This is a genomic window from Thalassospira sp. UBA4513, assembly GCF_002388495.1.
Classification (GTDB): Bacteria; Pseudomonadota; Alphaproteobacteria; order Rhodospirillales; family Thalassospiraceae; genus Thalassospira; species Thalassospira tepidiphila.
The window spans coordinates 106,461-129,851 of record NZ_DGMR01000011.1; the positions used below are offsets into that span (position 1 = coordinate 106,461).

At 56.1% G+C, this 23,391-nt stretch carries 19 protein-coding genes; 5 read left to right on the top strand and 14 right to left on the bottom strand.

The window, feature by feature from the left end; translation table 11 throughout:
• Positions 1-37 precede the first annotated feature (37 nt).
• Positions 38-1,891 carry a dihydroxy-acid dehydratase gene (gene ilvD, locus B2T33_RS04750; protein WP_197145203.1) on the bottom strand — a complete coding sequence of 618 codons (1,854 nt, stop codon included), beginning with the start codon at positions 1,889-1,891 and terminating at the stop codon, positions 38-40.
• A 589-nt stretch (positions 1,892-2,480) separates the two neighbouring features.
• Here ilvD and B2T33_RS04755 point away from each other — a divergent pair.
• Positions 2,481-4,553, top strand: coding sequence for a tetratricopeptide repeat protein (locus B2T33_RS04755; RefSeq protein WP_286791289.1), 2,073 nt, complete (start codon positions 2,481-2,483; stop codon positions 4,551-4,553).
• A gap of 23 nt (positions 4,554-4,576) precedes the next feature.
• Here the strand turns inward: B2T33_RS04755 and B2T33_RS04760 are convergent, their stop codons facing one another.
• The gene (locus tag B2T33_RS04760) at positions 4,577-5,212 is read right to left on the bottom strand and encodes a D-glycero-alpha-D-manno-heptose-1,7-bisphosphate 7-phosphatase (protein ID WP_197145205.1); all 636 of its coding nucleotides are present in this window, start codon (positions 5,210-5,212) and stop codon (positions 4,577-4,579) included.
• A gap of 204 nt (positions 5,213-5,416) precedes the next feature.
• Here B2T33_RS04760 and B2T33_RS04765 point away from each other — a divergent pair, with 204 nt between their 5' ends.
• A complete protein-coding gene (locus B2T33_RS04765) occupies positions 5,417-6,292 on the top strand; it encodes an AEC family transporter (RefSeq protein WP_064790184.1) in 876 nt (291 codons plus the stop codon).
• A 24-nt stretch (positions 6,293-6,316) separates the two neighbouring features.
• Here the strand turns inward: B2T33_RS04765 and B2T33_RS04770 are convergent, their stop codons facing one another.
• The 4 genes from B2T33_RS04770 to glmM are packed head-to-tail and all read right to left on the bottom strand — an operon-like array spanning position 6,317 to position 9,466.
• Positions 6,317-6,667, bottom strand: a complete 351-nt coding sequence (locus B2T33_RS04770; protein ID WP_197145206.1) for a hypothetical protein — start codon at positions 6,665-6,667, stop codon at positions 6,317-6,319.
• Positions 6,668-6,676: 9 nt separating this feature from the next.
• Positions 6,677-7,219: a DinB family protein gene (locus tag B2T33_RS04775; protein WP_197145207.1), complete on the bottom strand. Its 543-nt coding sequence runs from the start codon at positions 7,217-7,219 to the stop codon at positions 6,677-6,679.
• 50 nt (positions 7,220-7,269) lie between these two features.
• The gene (gene thiD / locus B2T33_RS04780; protein WP_063087196.1) at positions 7,270-8,067 is read right to left on the bottom strand and encodes a bifunctional hydroxymethylpyrimidine kinase/phosphomethylpyrimidine kinase; all 798 of its coding nucleotides are present in this window, start codon (positions 8,065-8,067) and stop codon (positions 7,270-7,272) included.
• 49 nt (positions 8,068-8,116) lie between these two features.
• Positions 8,117-9,466 carry a phosphoglucosamine mutase gene (gene glmM / locus B2T33_RS04785; protein WP_063087195.1) on the bottom strand — a complete coding sequence of 450 codons (1,350 nt, stop codon included), beginning with the start codon at positions 9,464-9,466 and terminating at the stop codon, positions 8,117-8,119.
• Positions 9,467-9,731: 265 nt separating this feature from the next.
• Here glmM and B2T33_RS04790 point away from each other — a divergent pair, with 265 nt between their 5' ends.
• The 3 genes from B2T33_RS04790 to B2T33_RS04800 are packed head-to-tail and all read left to right on the top strand — an operon-like array spanning position 9,732 to position 13,747.
• Positions 9,732-11,753 carry a sensor histidine kinase gene (locus B2T33_RS04790; RefSeq protein ID WP_252724138.1) on the top strand — a complete coding sequence of 674 codons (2,022 nt, stop codon included), beginning with the start codon at positions 9,732-9,734 and terminating at the stop codon, positions 11,751-11,753.
• Positions 11,734-11,904: a hypothetical protein gene (locus B2T33_RS04795; RefSeq protein ID WP_197145209.1), complete on the top strand. Its 171-nt coding sequence runs from the start codon at positions 11,734-11,736 to the stop codon at positions 11,902-11,904. Before B2T33_RS04790 ends, B2T33_RS04795 begins: the two co-directional genes overlap by 20 nt.
• Positions 11,891-13,747, top strand: coding sequence for a 7TM-DISM domain-containing protein (locus B2T33_RS04800; protein WP_286791290.1), 1,857 nt, complete (start codon positions 11,891-11,893; stop codon positions 13,745-13,747). Before B2T33_RS04795 ends, B2T33_RS04800 begins: the two co-directional genes overlap by 14 nt.
• Before the next feature lie 35 nt (positions 13,748-13,782).
• On the opposite strand, the gene B2T33_RS04805 is transcribed toward B2T33_RS04800, so the two are convergent.
• From B2T33_RS04805 to B2T33_RS04840, 8 genes are all read right to left on the bottom strand, one after another.
• Positions 13,783-14,508 (bottom strand): response regulator transcription factor, encoded by a 726-nt coding sequence (locus tag B2T33_RS04805; RefSeq protein ID WP_232308320.1) that lies wholly within the window; start codon positions 14,506-14,508, stop codon positions 13,783-13,785.
• Positions 14,509-14,833: 325 nt separating this feature from the next.
• Positions 14,834-15,949 carry a dihydropteroate synthase gene (gene folP / locus B2T33_RS04810; protein ID WP_286791291.1) on the bottom strand — a complete coding sequence of 372 codons (1,116 nt, stop codon included), beginning with the start codon at positions 15,947-15,949 and terminating at the stop codon, positions 14,834-14,836.
• Positions 15,950-15,962: 13 nt separating this feature from the next.
• Positions 15,963-17,906: an ATP-dependent zinc metalloprotease FtsH gene (ftsH, locus tag B2T33_RS04815; protein WP_064790171.1), complete on the bottom strand. Its 1,944-nt coding sequence runs from the start codon at positions 17,904-17,906 to the stop codon at positions 15,963-15,965.
• 85 nt (positions 17,907-17,991) lie between these two features.
• Entirely contained in the window at positions 17,992-19,362 is a 1,371-nt protein-coding gene (gene tilS / locus B2T33_RS04820; RefSeq protein ID WP_286791292.1) for a tRNA lysidine(34) synthetase TilS, read from the bottom strand.
• Positions 19,363-19,466: 104 nt separating this feature from the next.
• Positions 19,467-20,522, bottom strand: coding sequence for a tol-pal system protein YbgF (ybgF, locus tag B2T33_RS04825; RefSeq protein ID WP_286791293.1), 1,056 nt, complete (start codon positions 20,520-20,522; stop codon positions 19,467-19,469).
• A 153-nt stretch (positions 20,523-20,675) separates the two neighbouring features.
• Positions 20,676-21,170 carry a peptidoglycan-associated lipoprotein Pal gene (gene pal / locus B2T33_RS04830; protein WP_064780637.1) on the bottom strand — a complete coding sequence of 165 codons (495 nt, stop codon included), beginning with the start codon at positions 21,168-21,170 and terminating at the stop codon, positions 20,676-20,678.
• 129 nt (positions 21,171-21,299) lie between these two features.
• Entirely contained in the window at positions 21,300-22,670 is a 1,371-nt protein-coding gene (gene tolB / locus B2T33_RS04835) for a Tol-Pal system beta propeller repeat protein TolB (RefSeq protein WP_286791294.1), read from the bottom strand.
• Positions 22,671-22,711: 41 nt separating this feature from the next.
• A partial coding sequence (locus tag B2T33_RS04840; protein ID WP_286791295.1) for an energy transducer TonB occupies positions 22,712-23,391 on the bottom strand: 680 nt, incomplete at its 5' end.

Sequence of the window (23,391 nt, forward strand, 5' to 3'; positions counted from 1 at the left end):
GCCCTTTTTGTTTGGTCATCTTGCGACTGTGCGCAGATCAGAATTCGACCTGGGTGACGTCACGGACCGCACCCTGATCGGCACTGGTTGCCATGGCGGCATAGGCACGAAGGGCGGTTGAGACCTTGCGTTTGCGCGGCTTGGCCGGACGCCATGCTTCGGGGCCCTTGGCTTCCATCGCCTGACGGCGGGCGGCCAGAACCGCATCATCGACCGCAATGCGGATAGAACGGTTCGGAATGTCGATTTCGATCATGTCACCCGGTTCGACCAGCGCGATGTCACCACCAGCGGCGGCTTCGGGGGATACGTGACCGATCGACAGGCCCGACGTCCCGCCCGAGAAGCGACCATCGGTAACCAGTGCGCAGGCCTTGCCCAGCCCCATCGATTTCAGATAGCTGGTCGGATACAGCATTTCCTGCATGCCCGGACCACCTTTGGGGCCTTCGTAGCGGATGACGACAACGTCGCCATCCTTGACCTCGCCACCGAGAACCTTGGCAACAGCTTCGTCCTGGCTTTCGCAGATCACAGCCGGGCCGGTGAATTTCAGGATGCTTTCGTCAACACCACCGGTTTTGACCACGCAGCCATTGGCGGCCAGGTTGCCAAACAGGACGGCAAGACCGCCATCCTGACTATAGGCATGGGCGACATCACGAATGCAGCCTTCTTTTTCATCGAGATCAAGGTCGTCCCAATAACGTTCCTGACTGAACGCGGTTTGGGTCGGGATGCCACCCGGCATGGCGCGGAAGAATTTGTGCACGGCCTCGTTGGTGGTGCGTTTGATGTCCCACTTTTCAAGGGCGTCGGCCATGGTCTTGGAATGCACGGTCGAGACATCGGTATGCAGCAGCCCTGCACGATCGAGTTCGCCAAGAATACGCATGATGCCACCGGCACGATGGACGTCTTCCATGTGGAACATCGGATGGTTTGGCGCGACCTTGGACAGATACGGGATCTTGCGCGACAGGCGGTCCATATCGGTCATGGTGAAGTCGACTTCGGCTTCCTTGGCAATCGCCAGCAGGTGCAGAACCGTGTTGGTCGACCCACCCATGGCGATATCAAGCGCCATGGCGTTTTCAAATGCCTTGAAGGTTGCGATACCGCGCGGGGTCGCGCCCTCGTCTTCTTCTTCGTAGTAACGACGCGCCAACTTGACCGAGGTACGCGCCGCCTCAAGGAAAAGCTCCTGACGCGCGGCGTGGGTTGCCAGCACCGAACCGTTGCCCGGAAGTGCCAGACCAAGCGCCTCGGCCAGACAGTTCATCGAGTTGGCGGTAAACATGCCAGAACACGACCCGCAAGTCGGGCATGCCGAACGCTCAACAACTTTGACCTGTTCGTCGGAGATGTTCGGGTCAGCGGCCTGCACCATGGCATCGACCAGATCAAGGTGATGTTCCTTGCCTTCGATGGTGACCTTGCCGGCCTCCATCGGGCCGCCGGAGACGAACACGCACGGGACATTGAGGCGCATCGCAGCCATCAACATGCCCGGGGTAATTTTATCGCAATTGGAAATGCAGACCATCGCATCGGCGCAATGGGCATTGACCATATATTCGACGGAATCAGCAATGATTTCGCGCGACGGCAGGCTATAGAGCATGCCGTCATGGCCCATCGCGATGCCATCATCAACGGCAATGGTGTTGAATTCCTTGGCGACACCGCCGGATGCCTCAATCTCGCGTGCGACCATCTGACCAAGGTCTTTGAGGTGCACGTGACCGGGCACGAACTGGGTGAAGCTGTTGACGACCGCAATGATCGGCTTGTCGAAGTCTTCGTCTTTCATGCCAGTGGCGCGCCAAAGGCCGCGCGCACCAGCCATGTTGCGGCCATGTGTTGTTGTACGGGACCGATATTCCGGCATGGAAGGAACCTCTCTTTAAATCACTGGTGGCGTTTCTTTCGGGTACGGGGTCAGCATCCCCGATGCCCTTTGTATATAGGTGCGTTCTAGCACAGTATTCGCGCGCTTTGACAGTTTTTTGCCCGAAAATTTCGCCAAAATCCGTCATTCGGTACGATTGCTACACGCCCATCACTTTGCCCGCGAACTGCGAACGCGTTTTTGGCAGCGCTTTCTATCCTCAGAGTTTGCCTGAAAACGCCCATTCACCAGTGTCAGCGTACAATTTTGTGAGCCAGTTCACAGGTTTTGCGACGATTGACCATGCGACCTATCCCAAATACCCGGAAAACTATTCCATTGAATAGGCGACCTCTAACCAAACAACACATATCGTATGGGGGATTATCGCCGCCAGGCGATTCTCCCACTCCCATTCTGACCCCGGACCCTCATACAGGTTCGGGGTTCTTTTTTACCTGCATTTCAGGCGGTAATCCGCGATCTGGTAACTGCATGCTTTAAAGGACGGGCTGAACCCTTTAATGTCAGGCAAGACTGCTTGGGCCAAGGCCCTTATCCAGACCATCAGGTGGAGATCCGCAACCCCATGTCCGACCAACTCAAGACACTGTTGCGTCGCGGACTGACTGCGCATGAGGGCAATCGCCCCGAAGAAGCCGAGAAAATCTATCGCGCGGCATTGGCCATGTCACCGGGCAATGCGGAGGCAGAGCATCTTCTTGCCACCCTTCTGACCGGCCTTGGCCGCCATGGCGAGGCGATTGAGCTTTTTGAAAACTGCCTGACGAGCTTTGCTGCCAACCCGGCGGTCCGGTGCAACTACGCGATCGCGCTGGAAAGTTCCGGGCAAATCGACAAGGCGATTGACCAGTTCAAGCAGGCATTGAGTTACCATGGGGATTTCCCCACCGCCCTTTATCATCTGGCACGGCTTGAAATTCCGCGCGGCCATTTGGGTCAGGCGATGGATCTTTTGGGCCGGTTGCTTGGCCTGAAGCCAAATCATTATGAAGGATTGCTGCTGTTCGGGCAGACCTTGCATGATCTGGGGCAGGAAGAAGCCGCCCTTAAATCACTTGAACATGCCGCCGAGGCCGCAGGCATTTCCCCGGAACTGATTTGCCGGGTGGGATCGGCCTTTCTGCGTCTTGGCTATCCGGAACTGGCACAGAACCTGTATCAGCGAGCACTAAGCATCGATGCCAAATACGTTCCGGGTTTGCGCGGGTTGGGCCAGTCACTGGCGCATCAAGGGCAATATGCCAAGGCGATTGCGATTTTAAAGACCGCGCGCCGCCTGACCAAGGACACCGTTGAGATTGATCTGGTTCTGGCCGACATCACGCTGCGCTGTGGCGACCTTGATAGCACAATAAAGACACTTGATACCCTGATAGAGACATCGCCGGATAATGCCACGGCCGATGCGCTTTTGATCCGGGCGCGTGCGAAGCTTGGCACAACCGATGGGGCCACCCATAGCAAGGCAGCCAAGGCATGGGCCAAGCATCATATGCCGATTGCCGCCAAGCCGGCCTTTGCCAACACCCGACAGTCGGACAAGCGGCTGCGCATCGGATGGTTATCCCCGTTCTTTTGCAAGCATGCATCATCCAGCCTTTTGAGTGCACTTGCGCGCCACCTGAACCGGCATGAGATCGAGCTGTTCCTGTATTCCGCAACACCGCGCCCGGACGACGTCACACGGCAATGGCAGGTGATGGCGGATGGCTGGCGCGAGGTTTGCGGCCAGGACCCGATGCAGATTGCCGATCGCATTCGCAAGGACAAGGTCGATATCCTGATCGATGTCTGTGGCGTTCACCCGACCCAACCGATTGAGGTCTTTGCCCTTAAGGCCGCCCCGGTGCAAGCCAGCCTGTCCGCGATCACCACCGGCATGGCCGAAATGGATTACCTGATCGGGCACAAGGACGTGTTTGGTGGTGGGCTTGCCGAAAACAAGATGTTTGCCGAGCGTCCCTATCCGCTAGCACTTGGCCCCTACCTTCCGGCGGAACTTGATGATGCCTTGCCACTGGCACCGCTTCCGGCAGCCATCGGCGAAGAGATCATCCGGTTTGGCTGCATTGATCGGTTGGCCAATATCAGCAACGAGACGCTTAATTGCTTTGCGCGGATATTAAACAAGGTCAGCAACAGCCGCATCGTCATTCAGGATGACGTGCTTGAAGATTCCTATGCCGCCAAAACGTTCCTTGATCGCACCCGACAGGCCGGGATCAAGCGCGACCGGCTTGATCTGGCGGGCAAGGTAAAGCCCCAGGATCGACCGGCCCTTTATGCCCAGATTGATATCGGGCTTGCGCCGTTTCCTGCCATCAGCCTTGAAAACTATTACGAGATGCTGTGGTTTGGCATTCCGTTCGTGTCGCTGGCCGATGATCGTCCGGGATCGCGGCTTGGCCTTGCGGTTTTAAGCGATATCGGGCTTGGCGCGCTGTGTGCCGAAACCGAAAAGGGATATGTCGATAAATGCATCATGCTGGCATCCGACCTTAAGGCGCTGGCCAGCATTCGCGAAAACATGCGCGATCGCATCCGGGGCAGCCGCGCCTTCCATGCACCTGCTGTCGCAGCCGAGTTCGAAGAAGCCTGTCGGGAGATGTGGCAGAACTTTTGTCTTGGTAACGGTTAGACACGGACGGCTTGAAACGCGCCCTATTGCCGCGTGGTCAGGATGTGATCAACCGCCATTGCCAGATCATCGGCAATAAAATCGGCTTCCCGGGCTTCGGGCAGGATGGCTTCCTTTGCGCCGTGGCCGGTTCTGACCATGATGGCCTTTGTGCCCGCCGCATGTCCGGCACGGATATCGTTGATGCGATCACCAATCAGGACGCTTTCCGAGAGGTTGATGGCAAACTCGTCACTTGCGGCCAGAAGCATGCCGGGTTCTGGTTTGCGACACGTGCTTTGGCGGCGGTAATCACCCTGCCCGCTTGGATGATAGGGGGAATAATAGATGCCCTGCACCGATGCCTTGCGATCGGCAAGCATGGAAACCAATGCCTTGTGGATTTCAAAAAGCTGGTCTTCGGTGAGATAGCCCCGCGCGACACCGGACTGGTTGGTGACGACAATCACCAGGATGCCCGCATCATTGAGGCGTTTGATCGCCTTTGCCGTGCCGTTAATCAATTTAAGATCGGCAACGTCTGACAGGTAGTGGACTTCCTCGTTAATCACTCCGTCCCGATCCAGAAAGACAGCCGGAACCGGGTTGCGTTGATCGCGAAAGCGCGGCGCCGGATCAATCAGGTGACGTTTGACAGTGTCGTGGATGGAGCCGTTCATCACAGGCCTTCTACATGGTCAAATTTGGCCAACAATGGCGCAAAGGCCTTTGCAAAAGCAAGTCTTCACAAGCCACAACCGACTTTTGCACAGTGCGGAAAAGAAATTGGTATTACCATTATTCACTTGCAGAGCAACCGGGGGACGTGCAATTTCGGTTCAAGTTCACGCCCCATAGAAGAACCTATCAAGGAAAAGCGTCTGATGTTTGCCGATATTTTTGCGATTTTGGCCCCGGTTTTCATCACCACCGGACTGGGATATTTCTGGGCCCGTGCTGGCAAACATTTTGACACCAACCTTGTCACATCCATTGTCACATATTTCGCGACACCCTGTCTGACCTTTGCCGCCCTTGCGACGGTCGAGCTTGGCGGTGATACGCTGGTTCTGATGGGAACAGCCGCCCTTGCGGCCAATGTGATCTTTGCCTTGATCGGCTGGCCGGTGCTTAAGGTCTTTAACCTGTCTCCGCGCACTTATCTGCAATCGCTGACCTGGCCAAATGTCGGCAATGTTGGCTTGCCGCTTTGTATGCTGGCTTATGGGCAGGAAGGCTTGGCGCTTTCGGTGGCGTTCTTTGCCGCCTATGTCGTGATCCAGCTGACCATCGGGGTTGCGTTCGTATCGGGCAGCTTTTCAATCAAGTCGCTGGCCAAGATGCCGATCATTCCGGCAACCCTGATTGCCACGGGGTTCCTTGCCACCGAAACACCGGTGCCCGAATGGCTTTACAACACTACCAACCTGATCGGGCAACTGACCATTCCGTTAATGCTGTTTACGCTTGGTGTGTCGCTTGCCAAGCTGCGCCCGGTCAGCCTTGCACGCAGCACGGCATTGAGTGTGCTGCGCCTTGGCATGGGGTTCGGGGTTGGCTTGGGCCTGTCGGAAGTCATGGGACTGACCGGCATGGAACGCGGGGTTGTGATCCTGCAATGTTCGATGCCGGTTGCGGTGTTCTGTTACCTGTTTGCGCAGCTTTATAACCGCGAACCGGAAGAAGTGGCTGGTGTGGTCATCAGTTCAAGTTTCCTTGCCGCCATCGCCCTGCCCGCATTGCTTTGGTACGTGCTGTAGCCTTCGAGCGCACAGGATAATTGATTACTTGACGATCAGGCGGTATTCGCCGCCGGTGCCATCATCCTTGTCGGCATAAAATCCGATGGCGCATTCAAAGCGACCCTTTTCAAGATTTGGATCGCCCTGCGCGGCCGCCTGTTCCATTACGTGATCGCGGCAGGCCGCAAGATCGTCATAGGTCGCCTCGGATATCTTGACCCGGGTCGGCTGACTGATATCGGGGACATAAACCGCAGTGACATGTTCCCAGGGTGCGGCATCAGCGGGCCAGAAAAGATCGGCAACATGACGGTGCGGGTTGCCGAAACTGACGACGGCCAGAACGGCGATCCCGCCAGCCAGAATCGCACGGCGCAGCATTCTTGTATTCATCGGTATCCTTTATGCGCCTTTGCGGCCAAGCGCCGAAAAATCGAAGCTTGGCATCGGCGCATCATATTCAAGATGGTAGTCATCAAGGATTGGTGGTGCCTGACCGGTGACGGCCAGAAGCGCATGCACCTGCCCGCGTTGATGGGTTTGATAGACAAACAGATGTGACAAAATATCGGCCACGGTTTCAAGCGTCTTGCTGCCGTCTTCGCGGACCAGTTCGACCGCCCGGATGGCATCCTTGTCATTGAGCTGTTCACAATACGCCATTAAGCGCATATCCGCATCACGCTGGGCTGCGGCCAGTTTATCGATGGCACCAAACGGCATTTCATTATCAAGACACGCACGACCCCGCCTGCCATCGACCAGCGCATCAAGATAATACCAGTCATTGGTCAGGATATGGTTCAGCGTTTCAAGAATAGAGGTGGAAAAAGGCGTTCGTTTGGAGGCGAGTTCGCCATCTGTCAATTTCTGACAGACCCCATACAAACGGTGATTTGACCAGGCGTTGTTACGCGCCTGATGGAAAAACGATGTGCCCGGCATAGCTTAAGTGTCCCAACTTTCAGCGCCCTGTCACATTCGTGTTGAATTATTCAACCGGTCACAGGATGCGCATGGTTTAGCGGACCGTTTCCTTTGCCAAAGTCCGGTGCGGTTCGGATGGCTTCACGGACATATGCCCGCGCACGGGCAACGGAATCACTTAATCCCATGCCCTGAGCCAGCCCGGTTGCAATGGCACTTGCAAGCGAGCAGCCCGTACCATGATTATTCTCAGACGGAATGCGCGTATCTTCGAAACCTTCGATATCGCGATCCCGGCGCCACAAGATATCGACGATTTTGTCCCCGTCGGCGTGACCACCTTTTATCAGGACGGCCTCGCAACCGAGATCACCAATTTTGTGCGCTGCAGCAATCATATCAGCTTCGCTGGTGATTTTCATACCTGATAATACTTCGGCCTCTGGAATATTTGGTGTCAGCACGGTCGCAAGCGGGACCATATGGGTCATAAGTGCTTCTACCGCGTCTTCCTGAAGCAGGCGTGAACCGCTTTGCGATACCATCACCGGGTCTACAACGACCGGAATACCTGCGGCCTTTGATTTGATGAATTCCGCCACAGCGGTAATCACCGGCACCGAATGCAGCATCCCGGTTTTAAGCGCATCTGCGCCAATATCATCAATCGTCACCGTCGCCTGATGGACGATCATGTCCGGATCGATGCCAAGAACGTCGAAGACTCCGGTGGTGTTTTGCACCGTGAGCGCCGTTATCGCAGTTGCAGCATAGCCGCCAAGGGCCGTCACCGATTTGATATCGGCCTGAATTCCGGCCCCACCGGAACAATCCGACCCGGCGATAATCAAGACACGACCCTTCATACGACCCTTCCTTATCCTGCAGATATCAGGTTTTCGTCACAATGACCGGTTAACCGGCAACGGCGGTGATTTCGGCAACGATGCCATCAACGATCTGTTCGACCTTAATCGCGTCATCGCCTTCGGCCATGACACGGATCAGCGGTTCGGTGCCAGATTTACGGATCAGGATACGACCATCACCGTTAAAGGCCCGTTCTGCCAAGGAAATGGCTTCGATGACGCTGCTTTGCGCCAACGGATCAGAACCGGCACTGTAGCGCACGTTTTTAAGGATCTGCGGCAACGGTTCGAACACACGGCTGAGCTCAGAAACCGGGCCTTCGCGGCTGGCAAGAACCGCCAGCACCTGAAGGGCTGCCAACAGGCCATCACCGGTCGATGCGAAGTCCGACAGCACGATATGGCCCGACTGTTCACCGCCGACATTGCAATCAAGGGCGCGCATCTGTTCGACAACATAGCGGTCCCCGACCTTGGTGCGGATCAGACGGACATCGTTGCTTTCAAGATAACGTTCAAGACCAAGGTTCGACATCACGGTCGCAACCAGCGCGTTGCCGCGCAGCTGACCGGTGCGTTTCCAGTGGGTTACAACAAGGCCCATCAACTGGTCGCCGTCGATCAGATGTCCCTTTTCATCACACATCTGGACGCGGTCGGCATCGCCATCAAGGGCAATCCCGACATCGGCCTTTTCGGCCAGAACCCGGTCACACATGGTTTTGGTGTAGGTCGAACCACACTGATCATTGATGTTCAGACCATTCGGGCTGGTGCCGATTTCAATTACGTCAGCACCCAGTTCACGCAGAACCTTGGGCGCGACGGAGTAACCGGCCCCATGGGCGCAATCAAGCACGATGCGCAGACCTTCAAGCGTGACGGTGCCCGGCAGGGATGATTTGACGGCCTCGATATAGCGGCCCGGCGCATCATCGATGCGTTTGGCACGACCCAGCGCGTTGGCAGGTACCAGTTTGCCCGAAAGATCGCTTTCCATCAGGGCTTCGATTTCAAGTTCGACCTCGTCTGACAGCTTGAAGCCATCCGGGCCAAACAGCTTGATGCCGTTATCCTGGAACGGGTTGTGGGAGGCCGAGATCATCACACCGATATCAGCGCGCATCGATTTGGTCAGCATGGCCACCGCCGGGGTCGGCATCGGGCCGACCAGCATGACATCCATCCCCATCGAGGTGAAACCGGCAACAAGGGCCGGTTCAAGCATATAGCCCGACAGTCGGGTATCCTTGCCAATCACGACCTTGTGGCGGTGATCACCACGGGTGAAATAATGGCCGGCAGCCATCCCGACTTTCAGGGCGACTTCTGCGGTCATCGGCGCTGTATTGGCAGTTCCGCGAATGCCATCGGTGCCAAAATACTTGCGGCTCATATTCTGTGTCTCTGCTTGCTTTGCGGGCATTATGCCCTGTCAATTCATTCTGACTGCCGGTTATATCAAAGTGGCGGCGCAATGCCACCGGCAATCGGCATATTTCAGCGCCTATTCTAGTGCCAAACTGGCAATCAATCCGTTAACAGGCAAACAGGGCGATATTCGGATAAAAGCGATGACCTTCGGTCAAAAACCCGCTATCACAAGATGAAGGGGCTAAGGGGCTGAAACCGGGGGAATTTTGCGCAGCATCCGCTTGAATATGTTTCTTTTTGCGATGTTGATTGTGACCGCGTCCGGCATTTTTGCCGTTTACGGACCCAAAATCGCTGCGCATGAGGTTGCCAAAACACTCGTCCTGCCGCCCAGCGGACCTGCGGAAGTTATCAATCTGAACCGCTATCTGACGCGGTTGGTGACAGACCGCAAAGTGGAAAGCGCATTTAAAATCCCGTCGATTGCCGAATCTGAATTCGCCTCTGTCCTTGAGGCACGCGGTCCGGGCTATACGGATCGCACCATCTGGTATCGCGCGCCGGTCAAAATCGTTGATCAACCCGGACGAACGGGAAGAAGCGCCTTTATCGATATCGGACATGTGTATCTGAATGATATCGAGATCAGCATCCTGTCAAATGACGCGCGCCAGATCATCTGGCAGGAACATCTCGGCGACCGAATTCCAAGAGCCAAGGGTGGCTTGCAAAATCTTTCGCACGTTGCCGAATGGCCGAAACTGTCACTTGGCGAATATTGGCTGGTTATCGCGGTCCATACCAACAGCGCGCACGTCCTTGAGGCCGAACTCCTGCCTGATACGGCGCTGATTACCAAATCGGGCAGCAACAGTTTCATCAAGGGCGCAACCCTTGGTGTTCTGCTTCTTGCATTCGGGATTTATTTCGCGTTTGGCGTGATGTCGGGGGATCGGTCTGTTCTCTGGTATTCGGGCTATATCTTTTCGCTGTTCCTGATTTCGTTCGGGGTGACGGGCTATGCCCAACTGATTTTCAAACCGTTCTGGTCGCTGGCCTCGGACTTCGTGACGGGAACCGGAACCGCGTTTGCGCTTGGTACAAGCATCATGATGTGGAGCTATATGACCCGTCTTGATCGCGAGAACCGGCCGCTGTTTCGGATCATGGCAGGGTATTCGGTTCTGGCGATGGCAGGTTTTCTGACCGCCACATCGGACTGGTATATCCTGTATGCCAAAGTGTTTTTCGGCCCTCAGATATTCCTGCTTGCGGTTTTGCTGATCAATCTGATGTATCGCGGATATCGCCAGAAGCACACATTCCAGATGAGTTATTTGATGGTCGCGCTTGGGATTCCGACCATCGGGGCGATGGCGCATTTGCTGTTGCTGATCGGGTGGTTGCCGGTCAACGGATTTACCACGAGCATCTTTGCGCTCAGTTCGTTTATTCAGCTTGTGCTGGTGGCCATCGCCATGGCCTATCGCACCTATGGCGTGATCAACCGGCGTGTTGATGCCCTTGCCTCCGGCCAGCGGGCCGACCAGCTTGCCAGTGAGCAGCGCACCTTTATCACCATGCTGTCACATGAATTCCGAACCCCGCTTGCGATCATTCAGCGGTCTGCTGAAATCCTCGGACTACATTTGCAAAAAGAGCCTGAAAGCGTTCTGAACCGGCTGTCGACGATCCAGTCCAATGCCCGGCAGCTTTCGGGCCTTGTCGATGCGTTCCTGACCAAGGAAACCCTTGATAGCGCGACATTCACCACCACGCGCGAAGCGGTTGCCATCGATGCGTTTCTGCGCGATTTGATTGCGCAGCGCCAACGCGAGGTCCCCGGCCAGAATATCAGCCTGATCCAAAGCGATGTTGTGATCGTCGAGATTGACCGGATCCTGATGGAACGTGCGCTGATCAACCTGATCGAGAATGCGCGCAAATATGCGCCGGGGGCCGCCGTCTGGATTTCAGCCGAACGGGCTGCCAACGGTTATGTCTATATCCGGGTTGTCGACGAGGGCCCGGGCATCGCCGCCGACGATCTGCAGAATGTTTTGAACGCCTTTTACCGCGGACGGGATTCGGTCAAAATCCAGGGTGTCGGGCTTGGGTTGCATCTGACCAAACGCATCATCGAGGCCCATGACGGATCCCTGTCGGTCAGTGTCGGCGAAGAAGGCGGAACAACAATCCTGATCAAATTGCCTTATGACCGCGACATGACGGTGCTCAGGAACAATGAAAACAGGGCTGGCTTCCCGCTTGGTTATACCGAGACGTCACATGACGGGGAGCGGCCATGAGGATCAGATCGCCGCTGTTCACTGCACCAAAGACACATCCTCAGTCCGCCATGGCTTTGGCGGCGGAATTGTTGTTGCTCATAATCACAACCATGGTTTTGATGCCATGGCACGGTGCAAACGCGCAATCAGCCTTGATGCCGAGCAATGATCAGGATCATCTGGTCCTGCCGGGCAATGTCACAGAACCGATTGAGATCACCCGGTTTGTTGCGTCCTTTGCCGACACCACACGCAAGCTTGGCTTTGAAGAGATCCAGGCCCTGCCAGATACGGCCTTTCAGCAGTCACATGCCATACCGTCCTTTGGGTATACCCGTGATGTGATCTGGCATCAGCTTGATCTCACCATCAGCAATGACATGACGAAACGCGCCCTGCTTGAAATCGGGCCGAACTATCTGAATTTCATTGATGTGTTTCTGGTGCCCGATGGACTGGGGGATCCCGTCTGGCATACCCGTCTTGGCGATCATGTCCCGGCCAGCGCCCGCCAATATGGCGGACGAGCACATATCGCCGCCCTGCCCCTGATGGAGCCAGGCGATTATCGCCTTTATGTACGGTCGCAAAGCAATAGCGCCAATCTGATCTGGATGACACTTTGGCCGGCAACCGACCTGGTGTCCTCGCTGTCTTTCCGTGATTTGGCGTCGAATGTTTTCTTTGGCTTCATTCTGGCTTTGGGGCTGGCCTATCTGGCGCTTGGTCTGATTGCGCGGGATCGGATTGTCGTTCTGTACAGCATCTGGGTCCTGGCAATCGGTGTCACGGCGGCCGTCGTCAATGGTGTGGTTTTAAGCGAGCTACGACCGGAGATACCGTGGCTGAATGACTTTTTGTTGGGAACAGCCAACATCATTACCTATGGCGTAACGGTGTTCCTGTGGCTCTACATTATCGATGCCAAAAAGAAGCATCCTTTGGCCTACAAGATATGTTGCGCTTATGGGTTTTTCATTCTGGCCTTTGCAGCCGGAGCCACAACCGATCTGTACACCGTCTTTGGCACCTATATCGTGCCAAGCCATTCGGTCTTTATGGCCACGATGTGCGCAATCCTGATCAAACGGGCGTTTGAAGACATCCACAACCCGCGTTACTGGGCGTTCCTTGTGGTTCTGGCCGTCCCGACCGGGGCGGCGATCATGATCCAGCTTGCCCTTTCGGGGGTGATCGATGCGACCAGATTGCGTCTGGAACTGCACAGCTACACCTTGATGTTCCACCTTGTCGGGATGGGCATCATCATGACGATGCGGTTGTCGCGCATGGACAAGGAACGGGTCACTGTCGTGCGCAAGGCAGAAGAAACCACCTCGCTGGTCGAGGAACAGCGCAAACTGATTTCGATGCTGTCGCATGAATTCCGGACGCCGCTTGCGGTGATCCAGCGATCATCAGAAATGCTGATGCTGCGTCTTACCAACCATAAGGATGACGTTCTTGAACGTTTGCGACGCATCCAGCTTCAGGCGCAGAAACTGGCGCGTCTTGTCGATATTTTCCTGACCAAGGACGGTATCGACACACAGGAACTGTCACTTGCGCGCAAGACAGTTCCGATCAACCGTTTCCTTCAGGAATTTGTCGCCCAGACCACACGCGAAGGTGCGGAAGTTCAGGCGGCATTGAGCCGAACCACGGGTATCGAGGTTTTTATCGACGAAACCCTGATGGGGCTTGCGATCACGAACCTGGCTGAGACGTCACGTCGCTTTGCGCACGGGGCACCGATCCACATCAGTACTCACCGGCATTCGGAGATGCGGGTCGAAATCAGCATCCCCTGCCGTGGTGACGAACTGGATGAAGACGAGATCGCCATGATTTCCGATGCGCTGTTCCGGCGCGATATGGAAAGCCAGTCATTGCAGCGCGCACTCGGACTGCATATTTCGCAACGTATTGTCGTTGCCCACGGCGGATCGATCACCCTGCGCCAGAAGGGCGCACGCAGCATCGAGCTTTGCCTGCTTTTACCGTGCGAGTAGCTGGCCGCACGTTATTCGGGCGGGGAACAAACGGATCAGGAAGCCTCGGCCTCGCCGGCAATGGCGGCGGGTGACGTAAAGGCATAGCCACGACCATAAGCCGTTCGCACAGGCAGTTCTTCGCCGATTTCCTTGATGATTTTCTGACGCACGCGCCGGATTGCCGTATCCAGATTGCGGCAGTTTTCCGCCGTGTCGGCCTTGCCGAGCGCCTCGACGATTTCAGGACGCGTCAGCCACGCCCCATTGGCATCAATCAGGATCTTGACGATGGTGCGTTCCGTCGCCGTCAGTTTGGCTTCATTGCCTTGGGGATTGCGCAGGGTCCAGTTAAGCATATCAAGAACCCAGCTATCCTCGGGAATTGCCGTTTCCGCCGTCGCTTCGTTATCTGAACGCGACGCGCGGCGCAGAAGCGGTTTAAGCGCGGCCTCGATCACAGATAACGGGCTGTCTTTCGTCAGATAAACGTCGGCACCAGATTTGTAGCCGGTCAGGTGATTGTCCATTCCCGAAAGCGAGGTCAGCATCATGATGCCGCAATCAACGGTTTTGCGGACATGCTGGGCCAGTTCATAGCCATCCGCGTCGGGCAGCATAATATCAAGAATGACCGCATCAGGTTTGCGCGCAGCAAGTGCCCGGTAAAATGCAGCCCCGGTTTCACACCCGACCACATCGAAACCGCACATCTCAAGATACTCACACAGATCCTTGTTCAGATCGGTGTTGTCTTCCACGACATATACACAGTGCGTCATAGCATTCCAGCCAGACCTGACATCAGCAGGGAACGGCTGCGTCAGACCGCCAATCTCGTTCATCTAAAGACCTTCGCGTTCGCTTGTTGTCCAACCATCAACTGTGACTTTGGTGTCACTTTTGTTTGATACTTATTGGTATGTGGTCAAAGGACCGATTCTGCAAGTATCAACCGTAAATGGTCAGAAAATGCCAGAATCGAACTTGCCACAAAAAAGCTCGCAATCGATTAGAAGCCAAGCCTCCTTGCGATTGCGAGCCATGTTTTAAACGATGCCGATAAAATGACAAGTTATACGTGCAGACGATGCAACAAATACATCTTCAAACAATAGATGTGGAACTGGCGACAGAAATCGCCTGCACCGTTTCGGGCACATCATGCACGCGGATCATCTGAACACCGTGACGCCATCCATTGACCGCAGACGCGATTGAACCGCCTAGGCGCTGCTTGGGATCGGCCTTGGGATCAATCTTGCCAATGAATGACTTTCGCGAGGTGCCCAGCAGGATCGGGCAGCCCAATCCATGGAAAATGGCCAAACGCGACAACAGTTCAAGATTGTGCGACAGCGTCTTGCCAAAGCCGATGCCCGGATCAATGCAGATGCGATCACGTGAAATACCGGCCCGCTCGCAGCTTTCGATGCGATCGAGCAGATAGTCATAAATATCAAGCACCGCGCAATCATATTTCGGGTCGGCCTGCATGGTGCCTGGTTCGCCCTGCATATGCATCAGCATCACCGGTTTACCAGATGCGGCTGCAACCTCCATCGAGCGTTCATCGCCCTCAAGCCCCGTGACGTCATTGATGATCGCTGCCCCGGCCTCAATCGCGGCCTCCATCACGCCAGCATGGCGGGTATCGATCGAAACGACATGTCCCTTGGACGCCAATTCGCGGATAACCGGGACCACACGACTGATTTCCTCGTCCTCGGACACCGTATCGGCCCCCGGACGGGTTGATTCGCCGCCAACATCAATGATCGATGCGCCCTGCTCTATCATCGCCATGGCACGCGCCACAGACTGTTCGGTGGTGTTGTAATCGCCGCCATCGGAAAAGCTGTCAGGCGTAACATTGATGATGCCCATCACATGACAGGACGCCATATCAAGCCCGGCATAATCCGGGCGTTTAGCCATCAGGCGGTCCAGAACGGCATTGATTTCATCAACCCGGCCACTGTTTTGAACCCAGCCTTCAAGGGCGAGGAGCGGCAGGATCATGCTTTCAGCGCCACCACCTTCGCGGCGACGGATGATTTCAAGTGCCGAAAATCCCCGGCGTGATCCGGCGAGTGGCAAGGTATTGGGATCATCGGCATGGTCGATGAAACCGGTCGGTGCGTAGTAAAGCGGTCCTTCAAAATCGGCAAAGCCCCGCACATCGGCGGGGCTTCGCAGGACCGATCGTTTGATCTCGTCCATCAGTCTCTTTCTGTTAGCTTCCCGGTTGCGGTTCCGGGGAAAGGTCCCCGCCGCCGTCACCAGGGTTATCCTTGCGGGCACCGCCGGTGCTTGGCACCGTGGAGCGACGTCCGCCACCTGCATCCTTGCCGCCACCCGAAGTATGGCCCGGACGGTTGATTTCCTCGCCACGCAGCAGCGCGTCGATTTCCTTGCCCGACAGGGTTTCATATTCCAGAAGACCTTTTGCAAGCTTGTGCAGGTCATCAAGATGTTCCGTCAGAACGCGCTTGGCGAATTCATAAGCCTCGTCAGAGTAACGACGGACTTCTTCGTCAATGAGTTGCGCTGTTTTTTCCGAAACGTTTTTGTGCTGGGCAACGCTGTGACCAAGAAACACTTCTTCCTGGTTATCAACGTATTTGACATTCCCAAGCTTGTCGGAGAAGCCCCACTCGGTCACCATCTTGCGCGCATATTGCGTCACCATGTTGATGTCCGAAGATGCCCCCGTGGTGACCTTGTCCTTGCCAAAGATAATTTCCTCGGCAACGCGGCCACCCATGGCAACCGCAAGGTCGGAAATCAGCTGTTCATAGGACTTGGACACCTGATCACGTTCCGGCAGACGCATCACCATACCCAGTGCGCGACCGCGCGGGATGATGGTGGCCTTGTGGATCGGATCAGACGCAGGCGTATGGAGGGCGACCAGTGCGTGGCCGCCTTCGTGATAGGCGGTCAGCTTTTTCTCGTCATCGGTCATGATCATGGAGCGACGTTCGGCCCCCATCATGACCTTGTCCTTGGCGTTTTCGAAATCAGCCATGGTGACAACGCGCTTGCCAAGACGGGCGGCCAGAAGAGCTGCCTCGTTGACAAGGTTTGCCAGATCCGCACCCGAGAAGCCCGGGGTACCACGTGCAACCGTGCGCAGATCGACATCCGGACCCAGCGGAACTTTACGCGCATGAACACCCAGAATGCGTTCACGGCCTTCCAGATCCGGGTTCGGCACGACGACCTGACGGTCGAAACGACCCGGACGCAGCAATGCAGGATCCAGAACGTCCGGACGGTTGGTTGCAGCCACCAGGATCACACCTTCGTTGGCTTCGAAACCATCCATCTCGACAAGGAGCTGGTTGAGCGTCTGTTCGCGTTCATCGTTACCGCCGCCAAGACCGGCACCACGATGGCGGCCCACAGCGTCGATTTCATCGATGAAGATGATGCAAGGTGCGTTTTTCTTGCCCTGTTCGAACATGTCACGCACACGCGATGCACCGACACCAACGAACATTTCAACGAAGTCAGAACCCGAAATGGTGAAGAACGGAACGTTTGCTTCGCCGGCAATCGCACGCGCCAGAAGCGTTTTACCGGTACCCGGAGGACCGACAAGCAGCATGCCTTTGGGGATTTTACCACCAAGGCGCTGGAACTTCTGCGGATCGCGCAGGAAGTCGACGACTTCTTCAAGCTCGCCTTTGGCTTCTTCAATACCGGCGACATCTTCAAAGGTCACGCGGCCGGATTTCTCGGTCAGCATCTTGGCCTTGGACTTGCCAAAGCCCATGGCCTTACCGCCGCCGCCCTGCATCTGGCGCATGAAGAAGATCCAGACACCGATGATCAGAAGCATCGGGAACCAGCTGATCAAAGCGCTCATCAAAGGAGACAGGCTTTCTTCAGGCTGTGCGATGATGCGCACGCCCTTGTCGTTCAGCTTTTCAACGAGGTTCGGATAATCCGGGGTGTAAACATTAACAGAGCGACCGTCGCGCGTTTCTGCAGTCAGGTTGTTGCCCTGGATGGTGACTTCGGAAATCTGACCTGAATCCACTTCGGCCAGGAAGTCCGAAAATGCCAGCGACGACTGACCGGACCGTCCGGAGGGCGACTGAAACAGGTTAAACAGCGCCACCAAAAGGATGGCGATAATAACCCACAGTGCGAGATTTTTTCCCATATTCATTCCAAGCTACTGGTCGCAATTTGTGTGTGCCGTGACGCAAAACTTCCTGCGCAGGGTCTGACAATCAAATAGTCATAAGCCCCGCTTACGCAAGTAGGTTGTCGGGTTTCGCTGACGATTTGAAACCACTTTCCCACAAAGGTACTTGCGGCGCAAACTGCCAACTGCCACCAGACGCGATCAGGCCCCTGCCCAGAGGCCGTCCGCAACCGGCGGCGGATAGTACGTCGGAAAGCTCCGAAACCTCAAGCCCGCCAACAGATAACAAGCCTTCTTTATCGTAGAGTGCAGGCACGGATGCAAGGGCCGCGCGCGGTAAATTACCAATAAATGGTGCAATTTCGCCCAGTGCGGCGCGAAAAGACTTCGTGTGAAACACATCACAAAGGCCAAGCGGGGCGATCCAACGTCCAATTTGCCCCGACAGATCAACGTCGTCTACCTGCCATTCAAAGCGATTATCAAACCGCACAACCAAAGATCGTGTGGGTGATTCGGCATCCAACGCAATCGGATCCTGCGCCATTCGACCAAATTCTCGATAAACGCAAATTCCACCTTTCCGACCGTGCAAGACGCAGCCGCCCAGACTGATGCAGGCCGTTTTATCCGCACCAAGGCGATCAAGCGCACCGCGCAGTTTATCAAGTGCAGGCATATATCCTGCGCCCCCCACCGTACGCACCACCTGCCCCAGAGCATGGATCGCAGCGTTGCGATCTGTTTTCGGATCCAGCAGCACATCCGGGTTAAGGATCGCAACCCCGTTCGTGTGCAGGGTCACCGCCCCGGCCAGCAATCGGCCAATGCCCGTTTCAAGGTCGCGACGCGCCGACGCGTCGGCGGTTATATCGGGCGGGCGTGATGCCCCCGCCGCAAACGCCTTGCGCACGCGCACACGCTCGAACTTATCGTCGATGTTGGAAGGATCTTCGATCCACGCCTGTCCGCGTGCGTTCAGGGTCGCCACCAAGTCGGCCTTGGCAACGGCCAAAAGCGGACGCAGCACCCGGCCATGTCGCAGATAGCGCCGCGCAGACATCCCCGCCTGCCCAATCGGTGTCGTGCCGCGATCGCGGCGCATGGCAATGGTTTCGCGTTGGTCGCCTGCATGATGGGCAACCAATAAATGGAAAATGCCGGTATCACGCATCAGGTCATCAAAAATCCGATAGCGGGCCTGGCGCGCCTTTTCCTGCACGGCACCGGTTGGCTTTTCGCCCTGCCAGTGTTTGGTGATGTGTTCGATGTTATGGCGGGCAAGTTCGGCTGCGACCCAGCGGGCCTCGTCAGCGGCGGCCTTGCGCAGACCATGGTCAACCGTAACGGCGACCACGCGCCCGCCTTGTGCCTGACACCAGTCATGGGCCAGCAGTACAAGCGCCATGCTGTCGGCCCCGCCCGAGACACCAACAAGGATTTCAGGGGCGGTTTCAAACGGGGCGAACGCCATCATCAGTCTATCAAAGGCAACGGCGTCCAGTGGAGATCCACCGGACGCCGTGTTTTGATTTTCTGATGTCGTAAGTTTGCCGATCATCGGTCTGTTATACGCAGGGCTTACTGCGGACATCCACGGTTCTGCCGTTCCTGACGGGCGCGATCCAGAACGACGTTCGAGGCGTTCGGGAAATTGTCGATCAGGTGACCAAAGGCCGTGCAGGCATCTTCGTTCTTGCCAAGATTGGCCAGCGACATGCCGAGCTTCAGCAGGTTGTCTGGTGCCTTGGTGCTGTCCGGGTAGGTCTGGAAACCTTCGGTAAAGGCGATGGCAGCATTTTCATACTGGCCGCGCACATAATAGGTTTCACCCAGCCAATATTGCGCATTGCCCGCCAGCGGATCGTTGGGATGGTTGCTGACGAAATTACCCAGCGCCTGTTCGGCGGCCTGGAAATCCTGTTTGCGCAGAAGGCCAAAGGCTTCGCGATACTGTTCTTCAGGCGTGCCGGTGGTTGCCGCCGCACTCTGGGTTGGTGCGGATGCGTTGGATGCGGCAGCTCCGCTTGGAATTTGCGGCGGCTGGCCTTCGCTTTCAATCACTCCAAACAGCTGGGTGCCACGGTCATTAAGGGGCTCACCCGAACCGGCAGCCCCCCCCGGTGCGCTGTTGGCGGCAGAGTTATTGGCACCTTGTACAGCCGTGCCCCCAGCAAGCGGTGCATTTGCCCCACCGGCGTTTGCGCCACTGGTCGCAACGCCACCGCTTTCAAGCTGGTTAAGGCGGAAATCAATATCGGCCACCAGACGTTCCAGACGGTCTTCCATCTTGCGAATGCGGTAGTCGAATTCTTCAAGCTGACCGGTCAGCTGGGTGGTCGTGCGTTCCAGTGCGCTGATCTGGACCTGTTGGCGTGCGGCAGCCGGGGTTGCGGCCCCGCCGCCATCACCAGACGAGACAGCGGCCTGTGCGGCGTCACCGGTGCCTTCGCGATAGACATAACGCTGCAAAAGATCGAGGTCCTTGCGCAATTGTTCTACCTGACGCGACATGTTGGCGTCTTGCGCGTGAACCGGCTGGGACCCGAGTGATGTCATGCCAAACACAGCTCCGACGGCAAGGGCCATCAGGATGTTGCGGTTCTTTGGCGAAATGGCGGATCGAACGCGGATCATTTTCGGGTCCTTTTTCGTCAATTCAGTCTTTGAAGGTTCACTATGGAAATACCTGTCGTGACTTTCAAACATTTTCAGGCGGCAAAAATAAGGCGCCTGCCCCAAACGGGACAGGCGCCTTGATCTTCAAGTCAGGCTTTCACCTGCACGCGCTTAACGGATAACCGATACAGAGCGGCGGTTTTTACCCCAGCTTTCTTCGTCATGGCCAAGAGCAACCGGGCGCTCTTTACCATAAGAAATGGTCTCGATGCGCGACGGGTCGATGCCCAGAGCGATCAGGTAATCTTTGACCGAGTTCGCGCGGCGTTCGCCGAGTGCAAGGTTGTATTCACGGGTGCCGCGCTCGTCGGCATGACCTTCAACAACAACTTTGTACTGCGGATATTTCTTCAGCCAAGCAGCCTGCAGTTCGAGGGTGCGACGTGCTTCACCGGCAAGATCGTATTTGTCGAAACCAAAGAAGACGCGGTCACCAACGTTGACAGCGAACCACTCAGGGCTGCTTTCAGCCAAAGAGGTCGAAGACGACGCGCTAGAAGAAGTGCTTGCACCGTCGCCACCAGTGGTTGCCGTGCTATCAGGTGCAGTTTCACAAGCAGCCAGAAGAGCGGCAGCAGCAAAAACGCTCAGAATACGAAGTTTCATTTAAGTTTTCCCCTTAACACCGGACGCATTCGCCCGAGGTTGGTGTTTTCCATGTCTCGCGACACCGAAAATGCCCGCGATTAAAGCGAATCGCATTCAGTGCTTCGCGATGACTATACTCTTGAGATATCAGGGAATCAAGGGCGACCATGCAGGATCCGACCCATCCGCCGGTGTAACGATCTCTCGCTCGTTATAACCGGTAAGATCAATCGAATACAAACGATAGCGATCCTTGGTCCCGTCCCTGGACGGGTGCTGGCGGTAGTACATCAAAACTCGACCGTTCGGTGCCCATGTTGGTCCCTCAACGAGGTAACCCTCGGCCAGCAGCCTTTCTCCACTGCCGTCTGGCCGCATGACGCCGATATAATAACGACCTCCTTCGGATTTGGTGAATGCGATCAGGTCTCCGCGCGGCGACCAGACCGGTGTGGCATAACGTCCACCACCGAAGCTGATGCGCTGTACGCCCCCACCATCGGCATTCATCACATAAAGTTGTTGTGCCCCACTGCGGTCGGAGTTGAACGCAATGCGAGACCCGTCCGGAGAATAGGAAGGCGAGGTATCCACGGCCGGATGGCGCGTCAGTTGACGCTTTTCACGCGTGCGCAGGTCCAGTCCATAAATTTCACTGTTCCCGTCAAGCGCTTGTGACATCACAACCGAGTTCCCGTCTGGCGCGAATCGGGGAGCAAAGGTCATCCCCGGAAAATCACCCAGCAATTCCAACTCGCCGGTATCAATATCCAAAACATAAACGCGCGGCTTGTCGTTAAAGTACGACATATAAACCACTTCCTGTGCCGTCGGCGAGAAGCGCGGGTTCAGCACGAGGAACCGTCCATCAGACAGGAACCGGTGGTTTGCACCGTCCTGATCCATGATGGCCAGTCGTTTGGTCCGGTTATCGGCCGGACCGGATTCCGAGACGTAGACAACGCGCGTATCGAAATAGCCGGTTTCACCGGTGATACGCTTGTAAATCTCGTCCGCAATCTTGTGGGCAATCCGACGCCAGTTGTTTGGCTGCGTACGATACGCAACGCCAGACATCTGGGTTTCTGCCAAAACATCCCACAGACGGAATTCGACACGCAGAAGACCATTTGGTTCGGTCACGACACGACCGTTCACCAGGGCCTGCGCATTGATGGCCCGCCATTCGGCAAAGTTCGGGTTCACCGCCAATGATGCAGCACTCTGAATGAATGCCTTTTCATCAATCGGTGAAAACAGGCCCGAACGTTCGAGATCTGCGGCAATCACCTGGGTCATGTTCTGACCGATCTCGGTTTCGGCAACGCCTTCGCCCGGGAAGCGGGTGACGGCAATTGGCATCGGTTTCAGTTCGCCCCGGGTAATATCAATCCGGAGTTCCGCCTTTGCCGGCGACATGAACCCGACATTCAGGCCAGCGACAACGGCAAGGGCGCTCAGTGCCGCGACACTGCCTTTAGCCCAAAATCGTTTTATTGCGTTGGTCTTGATCGTCATCCTGCCTCGCTATTTTCCACGCGTGTTCAAGAACTTGGTCGTTAAAGGCCCAGCATTTCACGCATGTCAAAATTGAACGTGAATGTGCGCCACATTTCGTATTTATCCAGCGGCAGTTTTAGAGGACTGCATTGCGGATTTAGCACTGCTCGAAGCGCGCTTTCTGCAATCGTACGGCGGGAAGTGTCGCCCTGGATTTCGTTCAGATTGCTAATCCGCGCCAAACGGACAGTTCCGTCCGGGTTTGCGCTGACATGAATTTCAACCGCAAAGTTGCCCGCTTCCTTGGCCCCGGCCGGGGGGCTCCAGCATTTTTCGATCTGACGTTTTACGGCATCAAGCTCGCTCATGGTCAGATTGGCATCAAGCCTGGTCGCGACAACCTCGCTGGCATTTTCTTCCGGCGTTTCGTCTGGCTGCTGCTCTGGCGTGGCTTCTGCCGTTTCCTTGAGCTTGCTGACATCCTTAAGAACGCTCATGAGATCGCGTTTCTTCGGCTCTTCCTTTTTCGGCTCCGGCTTTTTGACCGGTTCCGGTTTCGGAGGCGTCGGCTTGGATTCCGGCTTTACAGCGGCAAGCTCAGTCGGCTCCGGTTTTGGCTCCGGCTCTTTTTTAACGTCTGGCGTCGGAACCGGTTCCGGCTTTGGTGTCGGTTTTGGCTCTGGCTTCGGCTCTGGCTTCGGCTCCGGTTTTGGTTCGGGCTTCGGCTCAGGCTTGGGTT

Bases quoted from the DNA above. Each gene is read 5' to 3' on its own strand.
- B2T33_RS04755 (WP_286791289.1), top strand. From the start codon at position 2,481: ATGTCCGACCAACTCAAGACACTGTTGCGTCGCGGACTGACTGCGCAT.
- ilvD (WP_197145203.1), bottom strand. From the start codon at position 1,891: ATGCCGGAATATCGGTCCCGTACAACAACACATGGCCGCAACATGGCT.
- glmM (WP_063087195.1), bottom strand. From the start codon at position 9,466: ATGAGCCGCAAGTATTTTGGCACCGATGGCATTCGCGGAACTGCCAAT.
- B2T33_RS04765 (WP_064790184.1), top strand. From the start codon at position 5,417: ATGTTTGCCGATATTTTTGCGATTTTGGCCCCGGTTTTCATCACCACC.
- B2T33_RS04770 (WP_197145206.1), bottom strand. From the start codon at position 6,667: ATGAATACAAGAATGCTGCGCCGTGCGATTCTGGCTGGCGGGATCGCC.
- folP (WP_286791291.1), bottom strand. From the start codon at position 15,949: ATGGACGAGATCAAACGATCGGTCCTGCGAAGCCCCGCCGATGTGCGG.
- B2T33_RS04790 (WP_252724138.1), top strand. From the start codon at position 9,732: ATGTTTCTTTTTGCGATGTTGATTGTGACCGCGTCCGGCATTTTTGCC.
- pal (WP_064780637.1), bottom strand. From the start codon at position 21,170: ATGAAACTTCGTATTCTGAGCGTTTTTGCTGCTGCCGCTCTTCTGGCT.
- B2T33_RS04800 (WP_286791290.1), top strand. From the start codon at position 11,891: ATGCCGAGCAATGATCAGGATCATCTGGTCCTGCCGGGCAATGTCACA.
- thiD (WP_063087196.1), bottom strand. From the start codon at position 8,067: ATGAAGGGTCGTGTCTTGATTATCGCCGGGTCGGATTGTTCCGGTGGG.
- B2T33_RS04760 (WP_197145205.1), bottom strand. From the start codon at position 5,212: ATGAACGGCTCCATCCACGACACTGTCAAACGTCACCTGATTGATCCG.
- tolB (WP_286791294.1), bottom strand. From the start codon at position 22,670: ATGACGATCAAGACCAACGCAATAAAACGATTTTGGGCTAAAGGCAGT.
- B2T33_RS04775 (WP_197145207.1), bottom strand. From the start codon at position 7,219: ATGCCGGGCACATCGTTTTTCCATCAGGCGCGTAACAACGCCTGGTCA.
- B2T33_RS04795 (WP_197145209.1), top strand. From the start codon at position 11,734: ATGACGGGGAGCGGCCATGAGGATCAGATCGCCGCTGTTCACTGCACC.
- tilS (WP_286791292.1), bottom strand. From the start codon at position 19,362: ATGATGGCGTTCGCCCCGTTTGAAACCGCCCCTGAAATCCTTGTTGGT.
- ftsH (WP_064790171.1), bottom strand. From the start codon at position 17,906: ATGAATATGGGAAAAAATCTCGCACTGTGGGTTATTATCGCCATCCTT.
- B2T33_RS04805 (WP_232308320.1), bottom strand. From the start codon at position 14,508: ATGACGCACTGTGTATATGTCGTGGAAGACAACACCGATCTGAACAAG.
- ybgF (WP_286791293.1), bottom strand. From the start codon at position 20,522: ATGATCCGCGTTCGATCCGCCATTTCGCCAAAGAACCGCAACATCCTG.